Origin of the sequence: Alteromonas sp. K632G, assembly GCF_017653625.1 — a bacterium.
GTDB lineage: Bacteria > Pseudomonadota > Gammaproteobacteria > Enterobacterales > Alteromonadaceae > Alteromonas > Alteromonas naphthalenivorans.
In genome coordinates, this window is record NZ_JAGGDM010000014.1 from 81,725 (window position 1) to 96,736 (window position 15,012).

Here is a 15,012-nt window from a genome sequence, read left to right on the forward strand (position 1 = left end):
AGTCATTATATGCTTTATATGATTTGTGCTACCGATGTGGCAAACAGTTTGGAAAATCGTTTAGCGGCCCGCCCTGCGCATTTAGCACGTTTAAATGCGTTAAAAGATGAAGGTAGGTTAGTTATAGCTGGCCCCTTCCCTGCTATCGACAGCCCGGATCCTGGCCCAGCAGGGTTTACAGGTTCATTGGTGGTTGCAGAATTTGAATCGCTAGAAGCGGCACAAGCTTGGGCAGATGCTGACCCGTATATTGAAGCGGGTGTTTACGAAAGTGTAATTGTTAAACCTTACAAGAAAGTGCTTCCTTAGCGGTCACGCTCAGCGGTTATCGACCTGTACCTACTCTACGTTTTGTTGTAACTAGCAAAGGTACAGTAGCAATCGTGATGTTAACTGACTCGGCCTCATGAATAGCCAGCGTCAATTGAGCACTCAACTTGATTACCGCTCATAAAAAAGCCTGAGAGAAATGCTAACGCATTCCTTTCAGGCTTTTTTGTGTGCGAATCTAAATTGGAGAATCTGAATTGGACACACACTCCAATTACGTTTTCCACTGACTAAACCTAAATTGGACACACACTCATGTTCTGGCAAATTCCGACACTCGAAAACATTTTTAATTTAGGACAGACACTCCAATGATGTCTTCGGCTAACTGAATGCTAGAGTCTAAATTGTAGAGTCTAAATTGGACACACACTCATATTCTGGCAAATTCAGACACTCGAAAACATTTTCAATTTAGGACAGGCACTCCAATGATGTCTTCGGCTAACTGAATGCTAGAGTCTAAATTGGACACACACTCATTTGAGCATTCTAGCTACAAAGTCACTTTATCGTGTTCGCCCATTTCATCAGGTGAAATGGTTTTGCCGGTCATCAATTTAAACATTCCTTTAAGGGATGGGTCAGCCTCCCAAATCTCGGCATCCGCCAAATTAAATCGCAGCATGAGTAAATTCGGATCGTCCTTACCTTTCTCGTACCAAGCTTCTACGCCGTTAGACCAATACTTGTCGATAATATCTTGACGAGTTTCCTGAACTAATGTTCCGCGAATACATGCGAACACGTCATGCCCTTTTGATGAAAACTGTACCATGGCTTCGCCACCTTCAGCGATGCGATTATCTTTTGTGGTGTAAAACCAAAACTCGCTATTAGCATGCTTATCGAGCTGGGCACGCATTGGTTCAGCGTGCGTGTTTTTACTAGTAAGGCTTACCATTACATTTGGACTGCTAGACATAGCTTCCCACATTGCCGTTTTAATATCGTGCGACATATTGCCTCCGTTGCATACATTTGAATAAACTTACCCAATTACAATTCACACTACGTGCCAGAAAATCTCTAGACGCTACAGGCCAGGCCACATAGGGGCTGAATAGGCAGAGTTCTTTGTGAAAGAGTAAAACTCTTGCTACTACTACCTATAACCTGTTCACTCTTGCGGTAAGTTTTTCACACCGACTAAGATTGGACACACACTTAAATTCGAAAGAAAAGTTAGACACTCTCTTTAATTTAAGCCCATTTATTCTTAGCCCTTCATATTGGACAGTCACTCAAGTACGAGTATCTTTTGTCACCCGAAAAGTTGAAATTGGAGTGTGTGTCCAATCTAGTACCTTGTTGAATTGCTTGTAAACTTAAGTGACTGTCCCACATTCATAACCTCATTAGCCCTTAACATCATTCTTGTTATCGCTTTATGTACACGCACTATTTGGCAAGGTAGACTTACACAGATATTCAGTAATGGTTCAGCTCCGGTCTCTATACTAGGTTCCTATCGGGCTTTGCCTGCTTTTTTGGTGAGGATATATGGTGAATACACTTCGCGCTGTGGCTTTAGTGCTAACACTGTTTATGTGCAGTGGTGGTAGTGCCTTCGCGCAGCAGGAAAAAAGTGGTGAATTAAGTAAAAGCCAAGCTGTAGAACGTGCCCGTCAGGCAGAATCTGGACGTGTGCTTCGTGTAAGCCAGACTAACCAAAAATACCGCGTTAAAGTTTTAAAGGAGTCGGGGCGAGTTGTTTCTGTTGATGTAGACAAGCGCTCTGGAAAAGTGAAGACCTCTAAGAAGAATTCAAAGGATTAACATGCGGATACTCATTGCTGAAGACGACAGCCGCCTTCTAACCCAGCTTGATAGCCTATTACAGCAACACGGCTACAGTGTAGATTTGGCCGACAATGGCGAGCACGCGCTTTATCTACTCAATGAGTATGCTTACGACCTAGCTATTATTGATATCGGCCTACCTAAAATGGATGGCTTCGAAGTTATTCGAAATGCAAGGCAAGAAGACATACGCTGCCCCGTACTTATTTTAACCGCTCGTGATCGCTGGCAGGAAAAAGTTGAAGGTTTGGATGCAGGAGCGGATGATTACCTTACCAAACCTTTTCACAATGAAGAATTGCTGGCAAGGGTTAAGGCACTGATTCGCCGCGCCTCTGGCCAAGCAAATCCTGTTATACAGTTCGGCCCTATCTCGCTGGACACGGTCGCTGAAGAAATCACTGTAAATGATGCCCCCCTCGAGTTGACTGCGTACGAATACAAAGTCATGGAATACTTAATGCTGAACCCGCAAAAAGTAGTCTCGAAAACAGAGTTAACAGAGCATATTTACGATCAAGATTTTGATCTTGATAGTAACGTCATTGAAGTTTTTGTTGGCCGATTGCGTAAGAAGCTAGATCCAGAAAATAGCTTTAAACCCATTGAAACTCTACGCGGACGTGGGTATAGGATCAACCGCAATCTATGAAACAACTGTCGCTGAGAATAAGGAGCATTTTATTAGCGATGGGCGTACTTGCCCTATTTGCACCGCTTACTGTGGTTATTTTAGATGACGCCTATACCACAAGCTTAACCCAAGCCAAAATGAGTGAACTTAGACTCATGAACCTAGGGTTACTCTCGGCTTTCGAGCTAGATGACGACATTCCCTTTATGCCAGAGATTTTATACGAGGAGCAACTTAACTTGCCTGGCTCTGGCTATTTGGGTGTGATTGTTTTTCGCGGTCACGTAGTGTGGCAGTCGGCTTCAGCATTAGATTACACATTGCCTGCCCCGAATTTAAACGTGAACGTGGGTAACGAGCTCTTTGTTGAATCGTATATAGCCAATTTCGACAATGATACCGATTATTTCGCCTACGCTTTTACGGCTGAATTTGCCTCAGAAAGCAACTTCGAGCCAGTTCGTTTTTATATTTTTAATAATAAACACCTGTTTAATGAAGAGCGCGAAACTTTTATATCGGTGGTCTGGCGTTGGTTGCTTATCTTATCCGGCGGTTTGCTTGTGTTAATAATTGTGGGCATCAGCCTTGTGCTAATGCCAGTAAGAAAGCTTATTAGCGAAATTTCACTTACCTCTAGCGGACAGAAACAACAGCTTGACGCCCACTACCCTGTTGAATTTAACCCATTGAAACAGTCAATCAACGAACTGATTGAATCTGAATCTCAGCAGCGTGCTCGTTATAAAAACAGCTTAGGTGACCTTGCTCATAGTTTAAAAACACCACTGGCTGTAGCTTTAGGGGTTGAAAAGCTTCCCAAACAAGCCGTTGAATCTTTAAATCAAATTGACCAAATTATTCAACGCCAATTAAAACGTGCTAGTGCTGGTAAGACGGGGTGGCAAGCGGCTATTCCTCTGTTACCTATCACACAAAAAGTGGCTAACGCTATGGATAAGGTATATCAGCATAAGCAATTATCGATAACAATTGAAGCCATCAACAATGTCGCCATAAAAGCCGACGAAACCGATATTATGGAAATGGTAGGTAATCTGTTAGATAACGCCTGTAAGGCTGCTGACTCAAAGGTATTAGTTGCACTGAAAAACGAAGGAAATTGGGCTGTGTTGACCATTGATGATGATGGCCCCGGCGTACCTTCAGATAAGAAACAAGCCCTGTTAGAGCGTGGAACCCGATTAGATACTTACGCCGACGGGCAAGGCATAGGCATGGCTCTAGTCAGCGACCTTATTGCCATCTACCAAGGTAAACTACTTATCGAACGCGCGCCTATTGGCGGCGCTCGCTTTATTGTGAAGTTTCCGGTTTAAGCTTTCCCTTTTTTATCGCCCGCGCTAGACAATAACACCGCAAGCCATTGGCTCTCCTCTCGAGACTCTAATGCTATTTTCACCACCATAGTAAGAGGTACAGAGAGTAGCATTCCCACCGTACCCAATAACCATCCCCAGAAGATTAAAGACAGAAAAACCACCAAAGTAGATAACCCCATGCCTTTACCCATCAGCCTTGGTTCTACCATATTTCCCATAATTGTATTAACTAAAACAAAACCTAACGCCGCCATGCCTGCTGAAGCTAACCCATATTGAACAAAAGCAATAAGTACTGCTGGTAAGGCAGCAATTATTGAGCCTATGTTAGGGATGAAGTTCAACATGAATGCCAATACCGCCCACAAGAGGAAATGGTCTATTCCCATCACATAAAGCCACGTACCGATAATTAACCCAGTACCCAAACTCACCAAGGTTTTAATAGCCAAATAGCTATTTACAGAACGAATGAAACGGTCGATGTGTTTTAATTTCATGTCGGGGTCTGACAATGCAATGTGCAGTCGTTTTGGAATGCTGTCTGCCTCAAACAACATAAAAATAACCGTTAGCAATATAAGGAATAAGTTCGACAATACGCCGCCCATACCACTAATAAAATTGGTCGCTACCGACATCGCGGTGGCAGGATCTAAGTGGGTAGCAATCAGTTCTTGGTTAACGTTAATATTGTATTGTGCGAGCTTTTCTATAATCCACGAAAATTCGGTATCGAGCTGTTCCCTATATTGTGGAAGATTTTCTCTAAATTCCGTCATAGACTGTCCTACTAGACCAGCAAGAAGAAATCCAAAGACTAAAATTATTAGTATTACTAAAGTAATAGAAAGCCATTTAGGTACACCAAAACGTCCGGTCCAATGAATTATTGGGCTACACGCAATAGCGATAAATATTGATAAGAAAAAAGGTACCATAATCGTACTAGCGGACTTTATCCCCGCCATCACAACGACTAAACATGCGAGGACAATAAGTACTTTCGCTATGGGTGAGCGCAATTCCATGGACATTTTTATGCTTCATTCCTAATAAAAAACTCAGACACTTTACAGTGACTTATACATAACTACAAATACGAGAATACAATGACCTTCAACTTAGCCACAATTAAAATTAAAAACCTGAGATTGAGAACTTATATTGGTATTAACGAAAATGAAATCACCAACAAACAAGACGTTATCGTTAATGTGAAGATTGATTACGATGCCCAAAGAGCGACGGACAGCGACAATATGGAAGACGCGCTAAACTATAAGGTGATTACCAAGGCCATTATCAAGCTGGTTGAGGACAACCGATTTTCATTGCTCGAAAAGCTCACCGCCGACGTATTAAGCTTGGCTGCTGAACACTCATCAGTACGTTACGCCGAAGTTGAGGTGGATAAGCCGCATGCATTGCGATTTTCTGATTCGGTGTCGCTAACGCTTTCGTGCAATAAAACCGGCTGATTGTTTTTTGCGCGACATTTGATAAGCACTTTTATAGTCATTCTTATAGGCACATTGTATGAAAATTTTAATGTCAGGCGGCACTGGCCTCATTGGTAGCGCGTTTATTGAAAAGTTTAAAGGCGAGCATCAGTTTACTGTCATAACAAGAGCCCCAAAAAAAGCTAAGCACCTGCTGGGTAGCAATGTAGCGTTTGTTTCAGATGTGAGTGACATTGATGATATTGGAATTTTCGATGCTATCATCAATTTGGCTGGCGAACCCATTGCCGACAAACGTTGGACAGACACGCAAAAGCAAAGAATTTGCGATAGTCGATGGGATATTACTTCTAAACTTGTCGCGAAAATCAATAGTGCCGGCACCCCACCACCTGTATTTATTTCTGGTTCGGCCATCGGTTTTTATGGCAGTAAAGGTAGTGTTGATGTTACCGAGCAAACGCCCCCTCATGAAGAGTTCACACACGACCTTTGTGCCAAATGGGAGGCTATCGCTACCTCTGTCGCCCGCGACGAAACGCGGGTTTGTACGCTAAGAACCGGTGTAGTGTTAGCTGAAAATGGCGGAGCACTAGAGAAAATGGCACTGCCCTTCAAACTAGGATTAGGCGGCAAAATAGGAAATGGCGAACAGTATTTATCGTGGATCCACATTGAGGACATGGTGTCAGCTATTGCTTACCTACTTGAACATGATAGTTGCCATGGGCCGTTCAACCTTACGGCTCCATCTCCTACAACTAATAAAGACTTCTCCCACACATTAGCGGCAACGCTTTCAAGGCCCTGCTTGTTTACCGTTCCAGGCTTTGTATTAAAAATAGCGATGGGTGAATCGTCTGATATGATTTTAAAAGGGCAAAAGGTGCTCCCTGAAAAGCTCGTAACCTCAGGCTACACGTTTGCTTACCCTACTTTGCAAGGGGCGTTGGATGCAATTTATAAGCACTGACGTTCGGAAGCAAATACAGGATTGGACACACACTCGAACTTGAACTTGAACCAACCGGCTTTATGGGACACAGAACGAAATTGGACACACACTCAAAGTTAAGTGTGTGTCCAACATTTAATCGCAACATTTAATCGAGTGACTCGTACGACTATTTGTACCGACTTCAGATACTCACTTGAGTGACTGTCCGATTTATTTTTGTACTTATTTTCGAGTGACTGTCCCTTTCATCCCGCTTTCATCTCCCTTACGCTTTAAAACGGTCTTTCCTAACTTTCAACAGCTATACATCCTTTAGACCATCTTCCTAAGCAGTGCCGAAGTATTTAAGGTAAGTAACCGCCAGCAGCCAATTGCACCTAAAGCACCCACCACAATTGCCCCGACAATCGGTGCAATTACCCAATACTCTAAGTGAAGACTTGCAGTCATTTGAAACACGTTGGTTTGCAGCATAAACAAGCTGAGCTCATTGGCGAGCGCTGCCATGAAACCTGCAACAACACCTATGATGACAAACTCGAACACCACGCTTTTGCGAATTAAACTGCCTTTCGCCCCAAGCGTTCTTAAAATAGCCAGCTCTTGTCGTCTTTCATCCATGCTAGCTTGAACCTGGGCTATTAACACTAAACTGCCTGCTACAAGCACCAGCACTAAGATAAACTCAATGGCCACCGACACTTGATTAACAATATCTCTTAGCTGATTAATTCGCGCATCAACATCGAACATGGTGATAGACGCAAATGGCTTTAACAACGTGGTTAGTTGTGATTTCTGCGCTTCGGGTAAATAGAAGCTGGTGATGTAAGTAGGATTGAATGACGCCATGGCCTCAGGTTGAATAACAAAGAAAAAGTTAGGCTGCATGGTTTGCCAGTTCACTTTTCTAAAACTTGTTACCTTAGTTTTAACGATTTCACTGCCCACATTGAATGTGAGCATATCGCCTAATTCAATACCAAGTCGCTCGCCTACATCGGTTTCAACTGAAACAGCGAATACGCCTTCGTCTAATGCATCAGGGTTGTCACCATGCCATGTACCACTGGTAATCTCGTTCTCTTTTTGTAACGAATTACTCCAAGTTAAATTCGCTTCACGTCCAAGTCCTTGTCTACCTTCAGTATTTGAATCTTCCTCTTTAGATACTTCGGTATTTACACTGTCATCATTCACTGCAACGAAGCGCCCTCGTATTACAGGATAGAACTCTTCGATGGTAATTCCGTTTGATTTGAAGTGTGTGTCCAATTCTGTTTTTTGATCGCCAGTGATATTAATCAAAAAGTAATTGGGTGTACCTTCTGGCAACTGAGAGCGCCACTGCGATACCATGTCGTTGCGCATAACCAATACAACTAGCAACAACATGATAGTGACTGAAAAACTAATCAGCTGAACACTATTTTCCATTGAACGGCGTTTAATTCGCGCCCAAGCAAGCTGCCAAGGCCCCATTTTTCCTGAGCCGAATTTACGTCCCGCTGCAATCAGCAAAAAGGTTGCGCCTAGCAGCCCCGCGACTAAAACCACGCCAGAGCCAAACAAAATAAGGCTGATCATCAAATCTTGGCTATAAATCCACATCAAGAGAAATATCGCACCGCCTGAGGCCACATACTGAATGGTCCGAGAACGTAAATTAGTGCTTAAATCACGCCTTAGCACACGCAGTGGAGGAATTGAAAACAACTGCATCAATGGATAAAGCGAGAACAATAACGAGCAGGTTGCCCCTGTGAAAACAGCGATTAGCACTGGCCGCCAATGCCAAATAGATAACGCCACATCAACTTGTTCAGCAACTAACCACACCACAACTTGCTGGCCAATGAAGCCCATTATTAATCCAATAATAATGCCTAGCCCAGTAATAAATAGAATTTGAAGAAGATAGATACGGCGAATGACTTGCTTTGTCGCACCGAGTGTTTTCATGATAGCGACAGGGTCGAAATGACGTTGACTGTAACGCTGGGCTGCCACCGCAATGGAAACCGCTGCAAGCACTATGGCAAGTAAACTCGCCAATAAAAAATACCGCTCAGCACTGGCTACCGAACGTCCAATGGCCGATTCGTCATCTTCAACGGTACGCCAATTATGTAAGTCATCTTGCAATTTAGGGCTGAGCCAGTCGTAAAAATTACTAATAACACTAGTTTCGCCTTCAAAATAGCCCACGTAACGTGCCCGACTGCCAGGCCCGGTTATAGCCGTTGCATCCAAATCGGACAGTCTAATCAAAGCGATTGGATCGGTGTTAAATACACTGAACCCTGCATCAGGTATATCAACCAACACTTTGGTTACAGTGAATTCAGCATCGCCTATTTCAATACTGTCTCCCAAACTAAGCTTCAGAGTTTGAAACAACAGAGACTGCAACCACACTTCGCCTGGCTTGGGCAAATCTGTTGCCGCTTCTTTTTGTCCAAAAGGTACATCAGCAATATTAACCGTGCCTTTCAGCGGATAATTCTCGTTTACAGCCCTAAGGTCCACCAATGACATTTCGTCACGATGAAAGACCATCGACCGAGTAGTCACCTGCTTTGCCGTGTTAAGCCCCCCATCTCGAGCCTGCTGAAACCAAGTTTCATCAATGGGTGTATCAGAGCGCAACTGTGCATCAGCTGCGATAAAAGCCGCTGAACGCTCTTTTAGCGCACCTTGCAATCGCTCACTAAATAACGACAGCGACAATACCGCGCCTACCGACAATACAATTGCCAACAAGATAATGGTAAGCTCTCCGCGCTTCGCCTCATGCCGAAACAATCGCCATGCCAAGGTCGATGTCATGCTCATTTATAGGGCCTCCATCTAAACAGCCTCTGAGCGCTGACGAGGCGATACTGGGGTCGACTCTGTCAAAACACCCGCCTGCATGGTTAACTGCCTGTCACACTTAGCGGCAAGCTCGTTATCGTGGGTAACAAGTACCAATGTTGTACCTTTCTCTCGATTGAGCGCGAAAAGGAGCTCTTCGACTTTGTGGCTGTTTGTTGCATCCAAGTTTCCAGTAGGCTCATCGGCAAATAAAATTTTAGGTGAAGTAATAAAAGCCCGCGCAATAGCAACTCGCTGTTGTTCACCACCTGAAAGTTGATTTGGGTAATGACTCGCGCGATGCCCAATGCCTACTTGTTCAAGAATCTTACTCGCCATCTGCTTAGGGTTATCTAAACCCGCAATTTCGGCTGGCAGCATTACGTTTTCAATAGCGGTTAAGCTTTGCACTAACATAAAGCTTTGAAAAATAAACCCTACTTTTTGCCCCCGAAGTACAGCGCGAGCCTCTTCATCCATGGTATGCAGTGGTTCACCATCAAGGTGAATTTCGCCTTTGGAAACTTCATCTAAGCCGGCCAACAGCCCCAACAGAGTAGATTTTCCTGAACCTGACGCACCAATAATGGCAACGGACTCACCGGACTTGACTTCAAAAGAGATAGGATGAAGGATCTCAAGCTTACCTTCGCTCGTATTTACAGACTTAGTTACTTTGGATGTTTTTATCATATAGGGGTCATTAATTCGTGATTTATCGTTTTCGCAGCGCCGTTTTGTTCACACTGCTTTTATTAATACCGTTATCTGCATTATCAGATCAGACCGATACCATCGTCCCCAATAATTCAGCTAAATTACTGATTCTAGGTGACAGCCTATCTGCTGCTTATGGGTTAGATCAACAAGAAGGTTGGGTGAGTTTGTTACAAAAACGCTGGCGTGACGAGAATATATCGATCGATATTGTAAATGCTGCGGTAAGCGGTGAGACCACTGATGGCGGTTTAGCTAGGCTTCCGAGGTTAATTGAACAACATACGCCAAGCCATATTTTAGTAGAACTTGGTGGTAATGATGGCCTGCAAGGGCACAGTATCAGTAAGATTAGGAACAACTTGAGCGCAATTGTTAGCATAGCAAAATCGGACAATACAACCGTTTTTGTGCAAGACATGCAGATACCCACTAATTACGGTAAACGCTATACACAAATGTTTAGCGACACTTTTGATACCGTGTCAGAGCAACATGAAGTTACAAAAATTCCTTTTTTTCTTGAGGACATAGCACTTCAAAAAGACTTGATGCAACGTGATGGTATTCACCCTAACGCAAAAGCTCAGCCTATGATTGTCGAATTTATGTTCGAAAAACTGACGCCTTTGATCATGAATAATCAATAACGTGTGCTATGCTCTTAAACTTAGAATGTAAATGCGAAAACAAGTAACAACTTAATTTGGAGATTGTTATGGACGTTTCATCATCAACGTCAACGCCAGTATCGAATGTACTTCAGTCGCCACAACAAGAACCTCAACGACAGGTTCAACAACGTGCTAGTCAGCAAACTGAAGTAAGTGCGCCCCAACAGACGCAACAAGCGGCTCCTGCCTCTGACAGTAGAGTGGGTTCCCGTATCGACACTTACGTTTAATTGAAAACCCGCCCTAAGCACAGTAGTTTATTACCGCATTTCCAGCATAATTATTTCCGAACCACTCGGAGATATGGAAATGCCGCTACCTCGTTACAAGCAAGTCAATTTAGAAGTTACACCCTACTATCACTGCACATCACGTTGTGTGCGGCAATCTTTCCTTTGTGGCGTTGATGCTATTACTGGCAAAAACTACAACCATCGCAGACAGTGGATTGTAGATAGACTTCATAGGCTCACGAAAACCTTCGCGATTGACTTGTGTGCCTATGCAGTAATGCACAATCATACCCATGTTGTGGTGCATATAGCGAAAGCGAGAGCTGAACACTGGAGCATGGATGAAGTGTTACTTCGGTGGAAGTCTTTTTATCGCTGCCCCTCATTAGTCCAACGGTATCTCGATGAAGAAAGTCGAGGTTCACTTTCTGAAGTAGAGCTTCAAAAAGTTGAAGAATTAAGCGAAATTTATCGGCATCGGCTATATAGCGTAAGTTGGTTTATGCGCCTGCTTAATGAATTTATTGCGCGAAAAGCTAACAAAGAAGATGAATGTACTGGATATTTTTGGGAGCGCCGATTTAAGAGCCAAGCAATATTGTCGGAGAATGCGCTAGCGGTAACCATGGCCTATACCGATTTAAACCCCATCCGAGCCGGTATAGCCAAAACATCAGAACAATCAAACTTTACCAGTATTCAATACAGAATTAACGCATTGAAAGTAAACAAAGTACCTGCTCGGCTTATGCCATTTAATGACCAAGTTCCGGTTAATGAAATAAGCCTACCTTTCAAATTGAGCGACTACTTAGTGCTTGTAGATGAAACCGGTCGCGTTATGCGACCAGACAAGAAGGGTGCTATCCCTCAGAAAATGAAGCCTATCTTGGACAGACTTAAACTCTCTAATAATTCATGGATTACCCTTTCAACCAAACTAGAAAGGAAATTTACAGGCCCTATTGGCTCTGCTGAGCGAATTTGCGTGTTTGCATCAGCTTGCGAATATGGCAGAAAACCCAACATAGCTAATGCCAGAAGATATCTTCAATAGACGTTTAGGTTTTAGTTTTTTTAAGCGACATCAACAAAACACCACGGTTGATATGTTTTAAATAGTCTAGTGTGAGGCTTGCCTGGCTAATACATCTACAATTTCTTGTGATTTTGATAATCGCCTGATGTCGTTAAACAATAATTCAGCTTCAGGGTACTGCCTTTTTAAATAGCCACACCACTGCTTTATTCGGTTTGGGTAGTATTTGCCCTTATCGCCGTAGATTTCGTAGCCCGAATAGCGGATAAGCAACGCGGCCACATCTTCCCATGCCATAGGCGGTTCGCCATCACGAATACACCTTGCTAGGTTTGGCATGGCAAGTGCCCCCCTACCTACCATTAAGTTGGTGCAGGCGGATTGCTCCTGGCAACGCTTGCCGTCTTCTTCATTCCATATTTCGCCATTGGCCACTAATGGAATATCGGTATTTTGCTTTATTTTAGCGATCCAATCCCAGTAAGCTGGCGGCTTATAGCCTTCCGTCTTTGTTCTGGCGTGCACAACTAGCTCAGATGCGCCCGCTTCGGTTATAGCGATAGCATTTTCTACGGCAAGAGATTTATCTTCAAATCCCAACCGAATTTTAGCTGATACAGGTTGTGAGGCTGGTACGGCATCACGAACCGCTTTTACGATGTCATACAAAGCTTGGGTTTCTTTTAACAGAACCGCCCCGCCTTTACTTTTATTGACGGTTTTTGCAGGGCAGCCAAAATTTAAATCTACACCCGGTGAACCCAAATCAACCGCAGTATGAGCATTTTCTGCCAGCCATTGTGGATGCTGCCCTAATAATTGCACGCGCACAGGCACGCCGTTAGGGGTTTTGCCGCCATTATGTAGTTCGGGACATAGTTTGTAGAAGGTTTTATTGGGAAGTTTTTGCTCCACTACTCTAACGAATTCAGTTACACACTGATCGAACCCACCCACATGAGTAAGCATATCTCGCATTAAATGGTCGACAACACCTTCCATAGGCGCCAGCATGATTTTCATAACTAAAATTTCGCTAAAAATGAGTGATTAAAATGGGCGCGAGAGTGTAGCAAAGTGCGGGTTATATGACCATGCTATTTAAGTGTCGAGCAGAGTTTGTGTACGTTTTTTTGACTGTCCGATTTTATACATATTAATGCGTTACTGGGAGAAATTTGAGTGACTGTCCAAATTTGAGTGACTGTCCAAATTTGAGTGACTGTCCAATCCTAACTTAGGTGTGTGTCCAACTTTTGTTGTTTGAGTGACTGTCCAACCTTAACTTGAGTGTGTGTCCAACTTTTGTTGTTCTAGGCGGGTGAGGATGTTTTGTTTTTGCTGTGTGCTGTAATTCGACCAGTTGGTAATTTCCTTGATGGTGCGCTTACATCCGGTGCATACATCGTCTTCGTCAAGTTTACAGTTGGCAATACAGAGTGAAACTATAGTCACTAATACTTGGCCTTAAGGTTTGGCTTATTACTGGCATTATCTTTAGCGACGGGAGAGGCATGTAACATAGCATCAATTACTTTTTGCGTAGGTTCTTTGGCGCTCCACATACAAAGATGCACACCGAACTTCGCATTTAAAAATGCGTCGAACTGGGTTTTATCTTCATAATCCCCCGTCACTAGTTGTTGTTTATAACCATCATAAATTAATGCAGAAAATGTAAACACGTAAGCCTCCTCATCGAGAAGGCTTAACTATACATCTAGACGTCTAAACATTCAAACATCTAAACGTCTATTTTATAAATTCCAACGCTGCGGTGATTACAGCCACTTGGGCAGCGTTACAATTTTCAGCCGTTGCATTAGCGCTATCAGGATAAACTTCTGTTGTGGTTACATAAGCTGCATCTGTCATTCCACCGCAAAGATACAATGCTTTTTTGTCGTAACAAATCACACCTTCAGACAGTAAGTCAGCACCTATAATTTTGCCACTTTCATCAGCAGGCGCGATATGAGTTATTTGCTTAACTGCATCAATAATAGCTTCCTGAAATTGTTTTTGTGGATTCTGGGTATTAGCCACCAGATAAAAGCCATCAGGAATATTCCAATTATCATGAGTCGTTGCATCTCTTGCTGCTAATGCAGGCCTAAACTCACTGTTGTCCGTATCAGTGGTTTCATGTAAATCGACATGCAATGAAAATGGTAAGTTCAACGATTCAACAAATGCCATTAGCTGGGCTGACTCAGGTGCCGGAGAATTAGGGTAAAATGAACGATTAGGATCTAACGCATACTGATCCCAACGATTGATAGTCTCATAACCCCAAGGGCTAACGCACGGTACGACAATGATGGTGAAATCTTCTGCGTAGTCACTTAATTTAGTATTGATAAACTGAAGCGCGCCCTGTACACCACTGGTTTCATACCCATGTACCCCTCCAGTAACTAGCACCGCAGGCTTGGTTGCATCAATATCTTTAGGCATACCTTCAGGAGTTACGGCATACAAAGGGTATCGAGACTCATCGTAAGGCAACGCGCCATACTGCTTTAATTCAAACCCTTCAGGAATACTGCCTAACTGCTTAAGCACTTCATCATTATACGAACGCTTAATCGTTTGGCGCTGTTTCCATTCTTCTTTCTCTTCTTCACCCCAAGGTTTTCCTGGCGTGCCGATAGGATAATTTTGCATAAATAACCTCTTTGTTAACACGGCTATATTATCAAGTTGGTATTAGTTTGTATGTGGAATATCGATAAGAACGGCAGGAATTAAGCTGTAGAAACGAAAAAGCCAACCCGAAGGTTGGCTTAACGATATGGCGTCCCCAAGGGGATTCGAACCCCTGTTACCGCCGTGAAAGGGCGGTGTCCTAGGCCTCTAGACGATGGGGACAAAAAATCTTCTTTCAAAAGCTACGCTTTTGAGATTTTTTGTAAGGCGAAGCGAGCTCTGCGAGCTGAGCGACGTTATCCTTACAAAAACA

General features: G+C 43.4%; 17 protein-coding genes and 1 tRNA gene. 9 read left to right on the plus strand and 9 right to left on the minus strand.

Annotated features, from left to right (window positions below; all coding sequences use genetic code 11):
* Positions 1–9: 9 nt before the first annotated feature.
* Entirely contained in the window at positions 10–309 is a 300-nt protein-coding gene (locus J5X92_RS14300; protein WP_013784787.1) for a YciI family protein, read from the plus strand.
* Positions 310–826: 517 nt separating this feature from the next.
* Here the strand turns inward: J5X92_RS14300 and J5X92_RS14305 are convergent.
* Positions 827–1,291: a pyridoxamine 5'-phosphate oxidase family protein gene (locus tag J5X92_RS14305; RefSeq protein ID WP_013784788.1), complete on the minus strand. Its 465-nt coding sequence runs from the start codon at positions 1,289–1,291 to the stop codon at positions 827–829.
* Positions 1,292–1,833: 542 nt separating this feature from the next.
* Here J5X92_RS14305 and J5X92_RS14310 point away from each other — a divergent pair.
* The 3 genes from J5X92_RS14310 to J5X92_RS14320 are packed head-to-tail and all read left to right on the plus strand — an operon-like array spanning position 1,834 to position 4,107.
* The gene (locus J5X92_RS14310; RefSeq protein WP_013784789.1) at positions 1,834–2,109 is read left to right on the plus strand and encodes a PepSY domain-containing protein; all 276 of its coding nucleotides are present in this window, start codon (positions 1,834–1,836) and stop codon (positions 2,107–2,109) included.
* 1 nt (position 2,110) lies between these two features.
* Positions 2,111–2,785 (plus strand): response regulator transcription factor, encoded by a 675-nt coding sequence (locus J5X92_RS14315; protein WP_013784790.1) that lies wholly within the window; start codon positions 2,111–2,113, stop codon positions 2,783–2,785.
* Positions 2,782–4,107 (plus strand): ATP-binding protein, encoded by a 1,326-nt coding sequence (locus J5X92_RS14320; RefSeq protein ID WP_126873938.1) that lies wholly within the window; start codon positions 2,782–2,784, stop codon positions 4,105–4,107. The genes J5X92_RS14315 and J5X92_RS14320 overlap by 4 nt, the downstream gene beginning before the upstream one ends.
* Here the strand turns inward: J5X92_RS14320 and J5X92_RS14325 are convergent.
* Complete coding sequence (locus J5X92_RS14325; protein WP_126873939.1) at positions 4,104–5,147, minus strand: AI-2E family transporter; 1,044 nt, start codon at positions 5,145–5,147, stop codon at positions 4,104–4,106. The genes J5X92_RS14320 and J5X92_RS14325 overlap by 4 nt on opposite strands.
* A gap of 75 nt (positions 5,148–5,222) precedes the next feature.
* Between J5X92_RS14325 and folX the strand changes: the two genes are divergently transcribed.
* The gene (gene folX, locus J5X92_RS14330) at positions 5,223–5,591 is read left to right on the plus strand and encodes a dihydroneopterin triphosphate 2'-epimerase (RefSeq protein WP_126873940.1); all 369 of its coding nucleotides are present in this window, start codon (positions 5,223–5,225) and stop codon (positions 5,589–5,591) included.
* Positions 5,592–5,649: 58 nt separating this feature from the next.
* Positions 5,650–6,546: a TIGR01777 family oxidoreductase gene (locus J5X92_RS14335; protein ID WP_013784794.1), complete on the plus strand. Its 897-nt coding sequence runs from the start codon at positions 5,650–5,652 to the stop codon at positions 6,544–6,546.
* A 297-nt stretch (positions 6,547–6,843) separates the two neighbouring features.
* On the opposite strand, the gene J5X92_RS14340 is transcribed toward J5X92_RS14335, so the two are convergent.
* Together J5X92_RS14340 and J5X92_RS14345 are read right to left on the minus strand one after the other, a co-directional pair.
* The gene (locus J5X92_RS14340; protein WP_126873941.1) at positions 6,844–9,366 is read right to left on the minus strand and encodes an FtsX-like permease family protein; all 2,523 of its coding nucleotides are present in this window, start codon (positions 9,364–9,366) and stop codon (positions 6,844–6,846) included.
* A gap of 15 nt (positions 9,367–9,381) precedes the next feature.
* Positions 9,382–10,080 carry an ABC transporter ATP-binding protein gene (locus J5X92_RS14345; protein ID WP_013784796.1) on the minus strand — a complete coding sequence of 233 codons (699 nt, stop codon included), beginning with the start codon at positions 10,078–10,080 and terminating at the stop codon, positions 9,382–9,384.
* A gap of 17 nt (positions 10,081–10,097) precedes the next feature.
* Here J5X92_RS14345 and J5X92_RS14350 point away from each other — a divergent pair, with 17 nt between their 5' ends.
* From J5X92_RS14350 to J5X92_RS14360, 3 genes are all read left to right on the plus strand, one after another.
* Positions 10,098–10,754: an arylesterase gene (locus J5X92_RS14350; RefSeq protein WP_013784797.1), complete on the plus strand. Its 657-nt coding sequence runs from the start codon at positions 10,098–10,100 to the stop codon at positions 10,752–10,754.
* Positions 10,755–10,822: 68 nt separating this feature from the next.
* Positions 10,823–11,008, plus strand: a complete 186-nt coding sequence (locus J5X92_RS14355; protein WP_013784798.1) for a hypothetical protein — start codon at positions 10,823–10,825, stop codon at positions 11,006–11,008.
* 73 nt (positions 11,009–11,081) lie between these two features.
* Positions 11,082–12,068 carry a hypothetical protein gene (locus tag J5X92_RS14360; protein ID WP_232363135.1) on the plus strand — a complete coding sequence of 329 codons (987 nt, stop codon included), beginning with the start codon at positions 11,082–11,084 and terminating at the stop codon, positions 12,066–12,068.
* Positions 12,069–12,134: 66 nt separating this feature from the next.
* Here J5X92_RS14360 and J5X92_RS14365 read toward each other — a convergent pair whose 3' ends face one another.
* The 5 genes from J5X92_RS14365 to J5X92_RS14385 form a co-directional block, all read right to left on the minus strand.
* Positions 12,135–13,073 carry a tRNA-dihydrouridine synthase gene (locus tag J5X92_RS14365; protein ID WP_126873942.1) on the minus strand — a complete coding sequence of 313 codons (939 nt, stop codon included), beginning with the start codon at positions 13,071–13,073 and terminating at the stop codon, positions 12,135–12,137.
* A gap of 258 nt (positions 13,074–13,331) precedes the next feature.
* Positions 13,332–13,505, minus strand: coding sequence for a DUF1289 domain-containing protein (locus tag J5X92_RS21105; RefSeq protein WP_126873943.1), 174 nt, complete (start codon positions 13,503–13,505; stop codon positions 13,332–13,334).
* Positions 13,505–13,735, minus strand: a complete 231-nt coding sequence (locus J5X92_RS14375; RefSeq protein ID WP_126873944.1) for a hypothetical protein — start codon at positions 13,733–13,735, stop codon at positions 13,505–13,507. The genes J5X92_RS21105 and J5X92_RS14375 overlap by 1 nt, the downstream gene beginning before the upstream one ends.
* Before the next feature lie 67 nt (positions 13,736–13,802).
* The gene (locus J5X92_RS14380; protein ID WP_126873945.1) at positions 13,803–14,717 is read right to left on the minus strand and encodes a M14 family metallocarboxypeptidase; all 915 of its coding nucleotides are present in this window, start codon (positions 14,715–14,717) and stop codon (positions 13,803–13,805) included.
* 128 nt (positions 14,718–14,845) lie between these two features.
* Positions 14,846–14,921: transfer RNA gene (locus tag J5X92_RS14385), tRNA-Glu, on the minus strand.
* Between the last annotated feature and the right edge of the window lie 91 nt (positions 14,922–15,012).

What these genes read in the sequence shown, in the direction of transcription:
- J5X92_RS14380 (WP_126873945.1), bottom strand. Translation starts at nt 14,717, where the DNA reads ATGCAAAATTATCCTATCGGCACGCCAGGAAAACCTTGGGGTGAAGAA.
- J5X92_RS14345 (WP_013784796.1), bottom strand. Translation starts at nt 10,080, where the DNA reads ATGATAAAAACATCCAAAGTAACTAAGTCTGTAAATACGAGCGAAGGT.
- J5X92_RS14305 (WP_013784788.1), bottom strand. Translation starts at nt 1,291, where the DNA reads ATGTCGCACGATATTAAAACGGCAATGTGGGAAGCTATGTCTAGCAGT.
- J5X92_RS14315 (WP_013784790.1), top strand. Translation starts at nt 2,111, where the DNA reads ATGCGGATACTCATTGCTGAAGACGACAGCCGCCTTCTAACCCAGCTT.
- J5X92_RS14310 (WP_013784789.1), top strand. Translation starts at nt 1,834, where the DNA reads ATGGTGAATACACTTCGCGCTGTGGCTTTAGTGCTAACACTGTTTATG.
- J5X92_RS14335 (WP_013784794.1), top strand. Translation starts at nt 5,650, where the DNA reads ATGAAAATTTTAATGTCAGGCGGCACTGGCCTCATTGGTAGCGCGTTT.
- J5X92_RS14365 (WP_126873942.1), bottom strand. Translation starts at nt 13,073, where the DNA reads ATGAAAATCATGCTGGCGCCTATGGAAGGTGTTGTCGACCATTTAATG.
- J5X92_RS14340 (WP_126873941.1), bottom strand. Translation starts at nt 9,366, where the DNA reads ATGAGCATGACATCGACCTTGGCATGGCGATTGTTTCGGCATGAGGCG.
- J5X92_RS14325 (WP_126873939.1), bottom strand. Translation starts at nt 5,147, where the DNA reads ATGTCCATGGAATTGCGCTCACCCATAGCGAAAGTACTTATTGTCCTC.
- J5X92_RS14320 (WP_126873938.1), top strand. Translation starts at nt 2,782, where the DNA reads ATGAAACAACTGTCGCTGAGAATAAGGAGCATTTTATTAGCGATGGGC.
- folX (WP_126873940.1), top strand. Translation starts at nt 5,223, where the DNA reads ATGACCTTCAACTTAGCCACAATTAAAATTAAAAACCTGAGATTGAGA.
- J5X92_RS14360 (WP_232363135.1), top strand. Translation starts at nt 11,082, where the DNA reads ATGGAAATGCCGCTACCTCGTTACAAGCAAGTCAATTTAGAAGTTACA.
- J5X92_RS14300 (WP_013784787.1), top strand. Translation starts at nt 10, where the DNA reads ATGCTTTATATGATTTGTGCTACCGATGTGGCAAACAGTTTGGAAAAT.
- J5X92_RS14355 (WP_013784798.1), top strand. Translation starts at nt 10,823, where the DNA reads ATGGACGTTTCATCATCAACGTCAACGCCAGTATCGAATGTACTTCAG.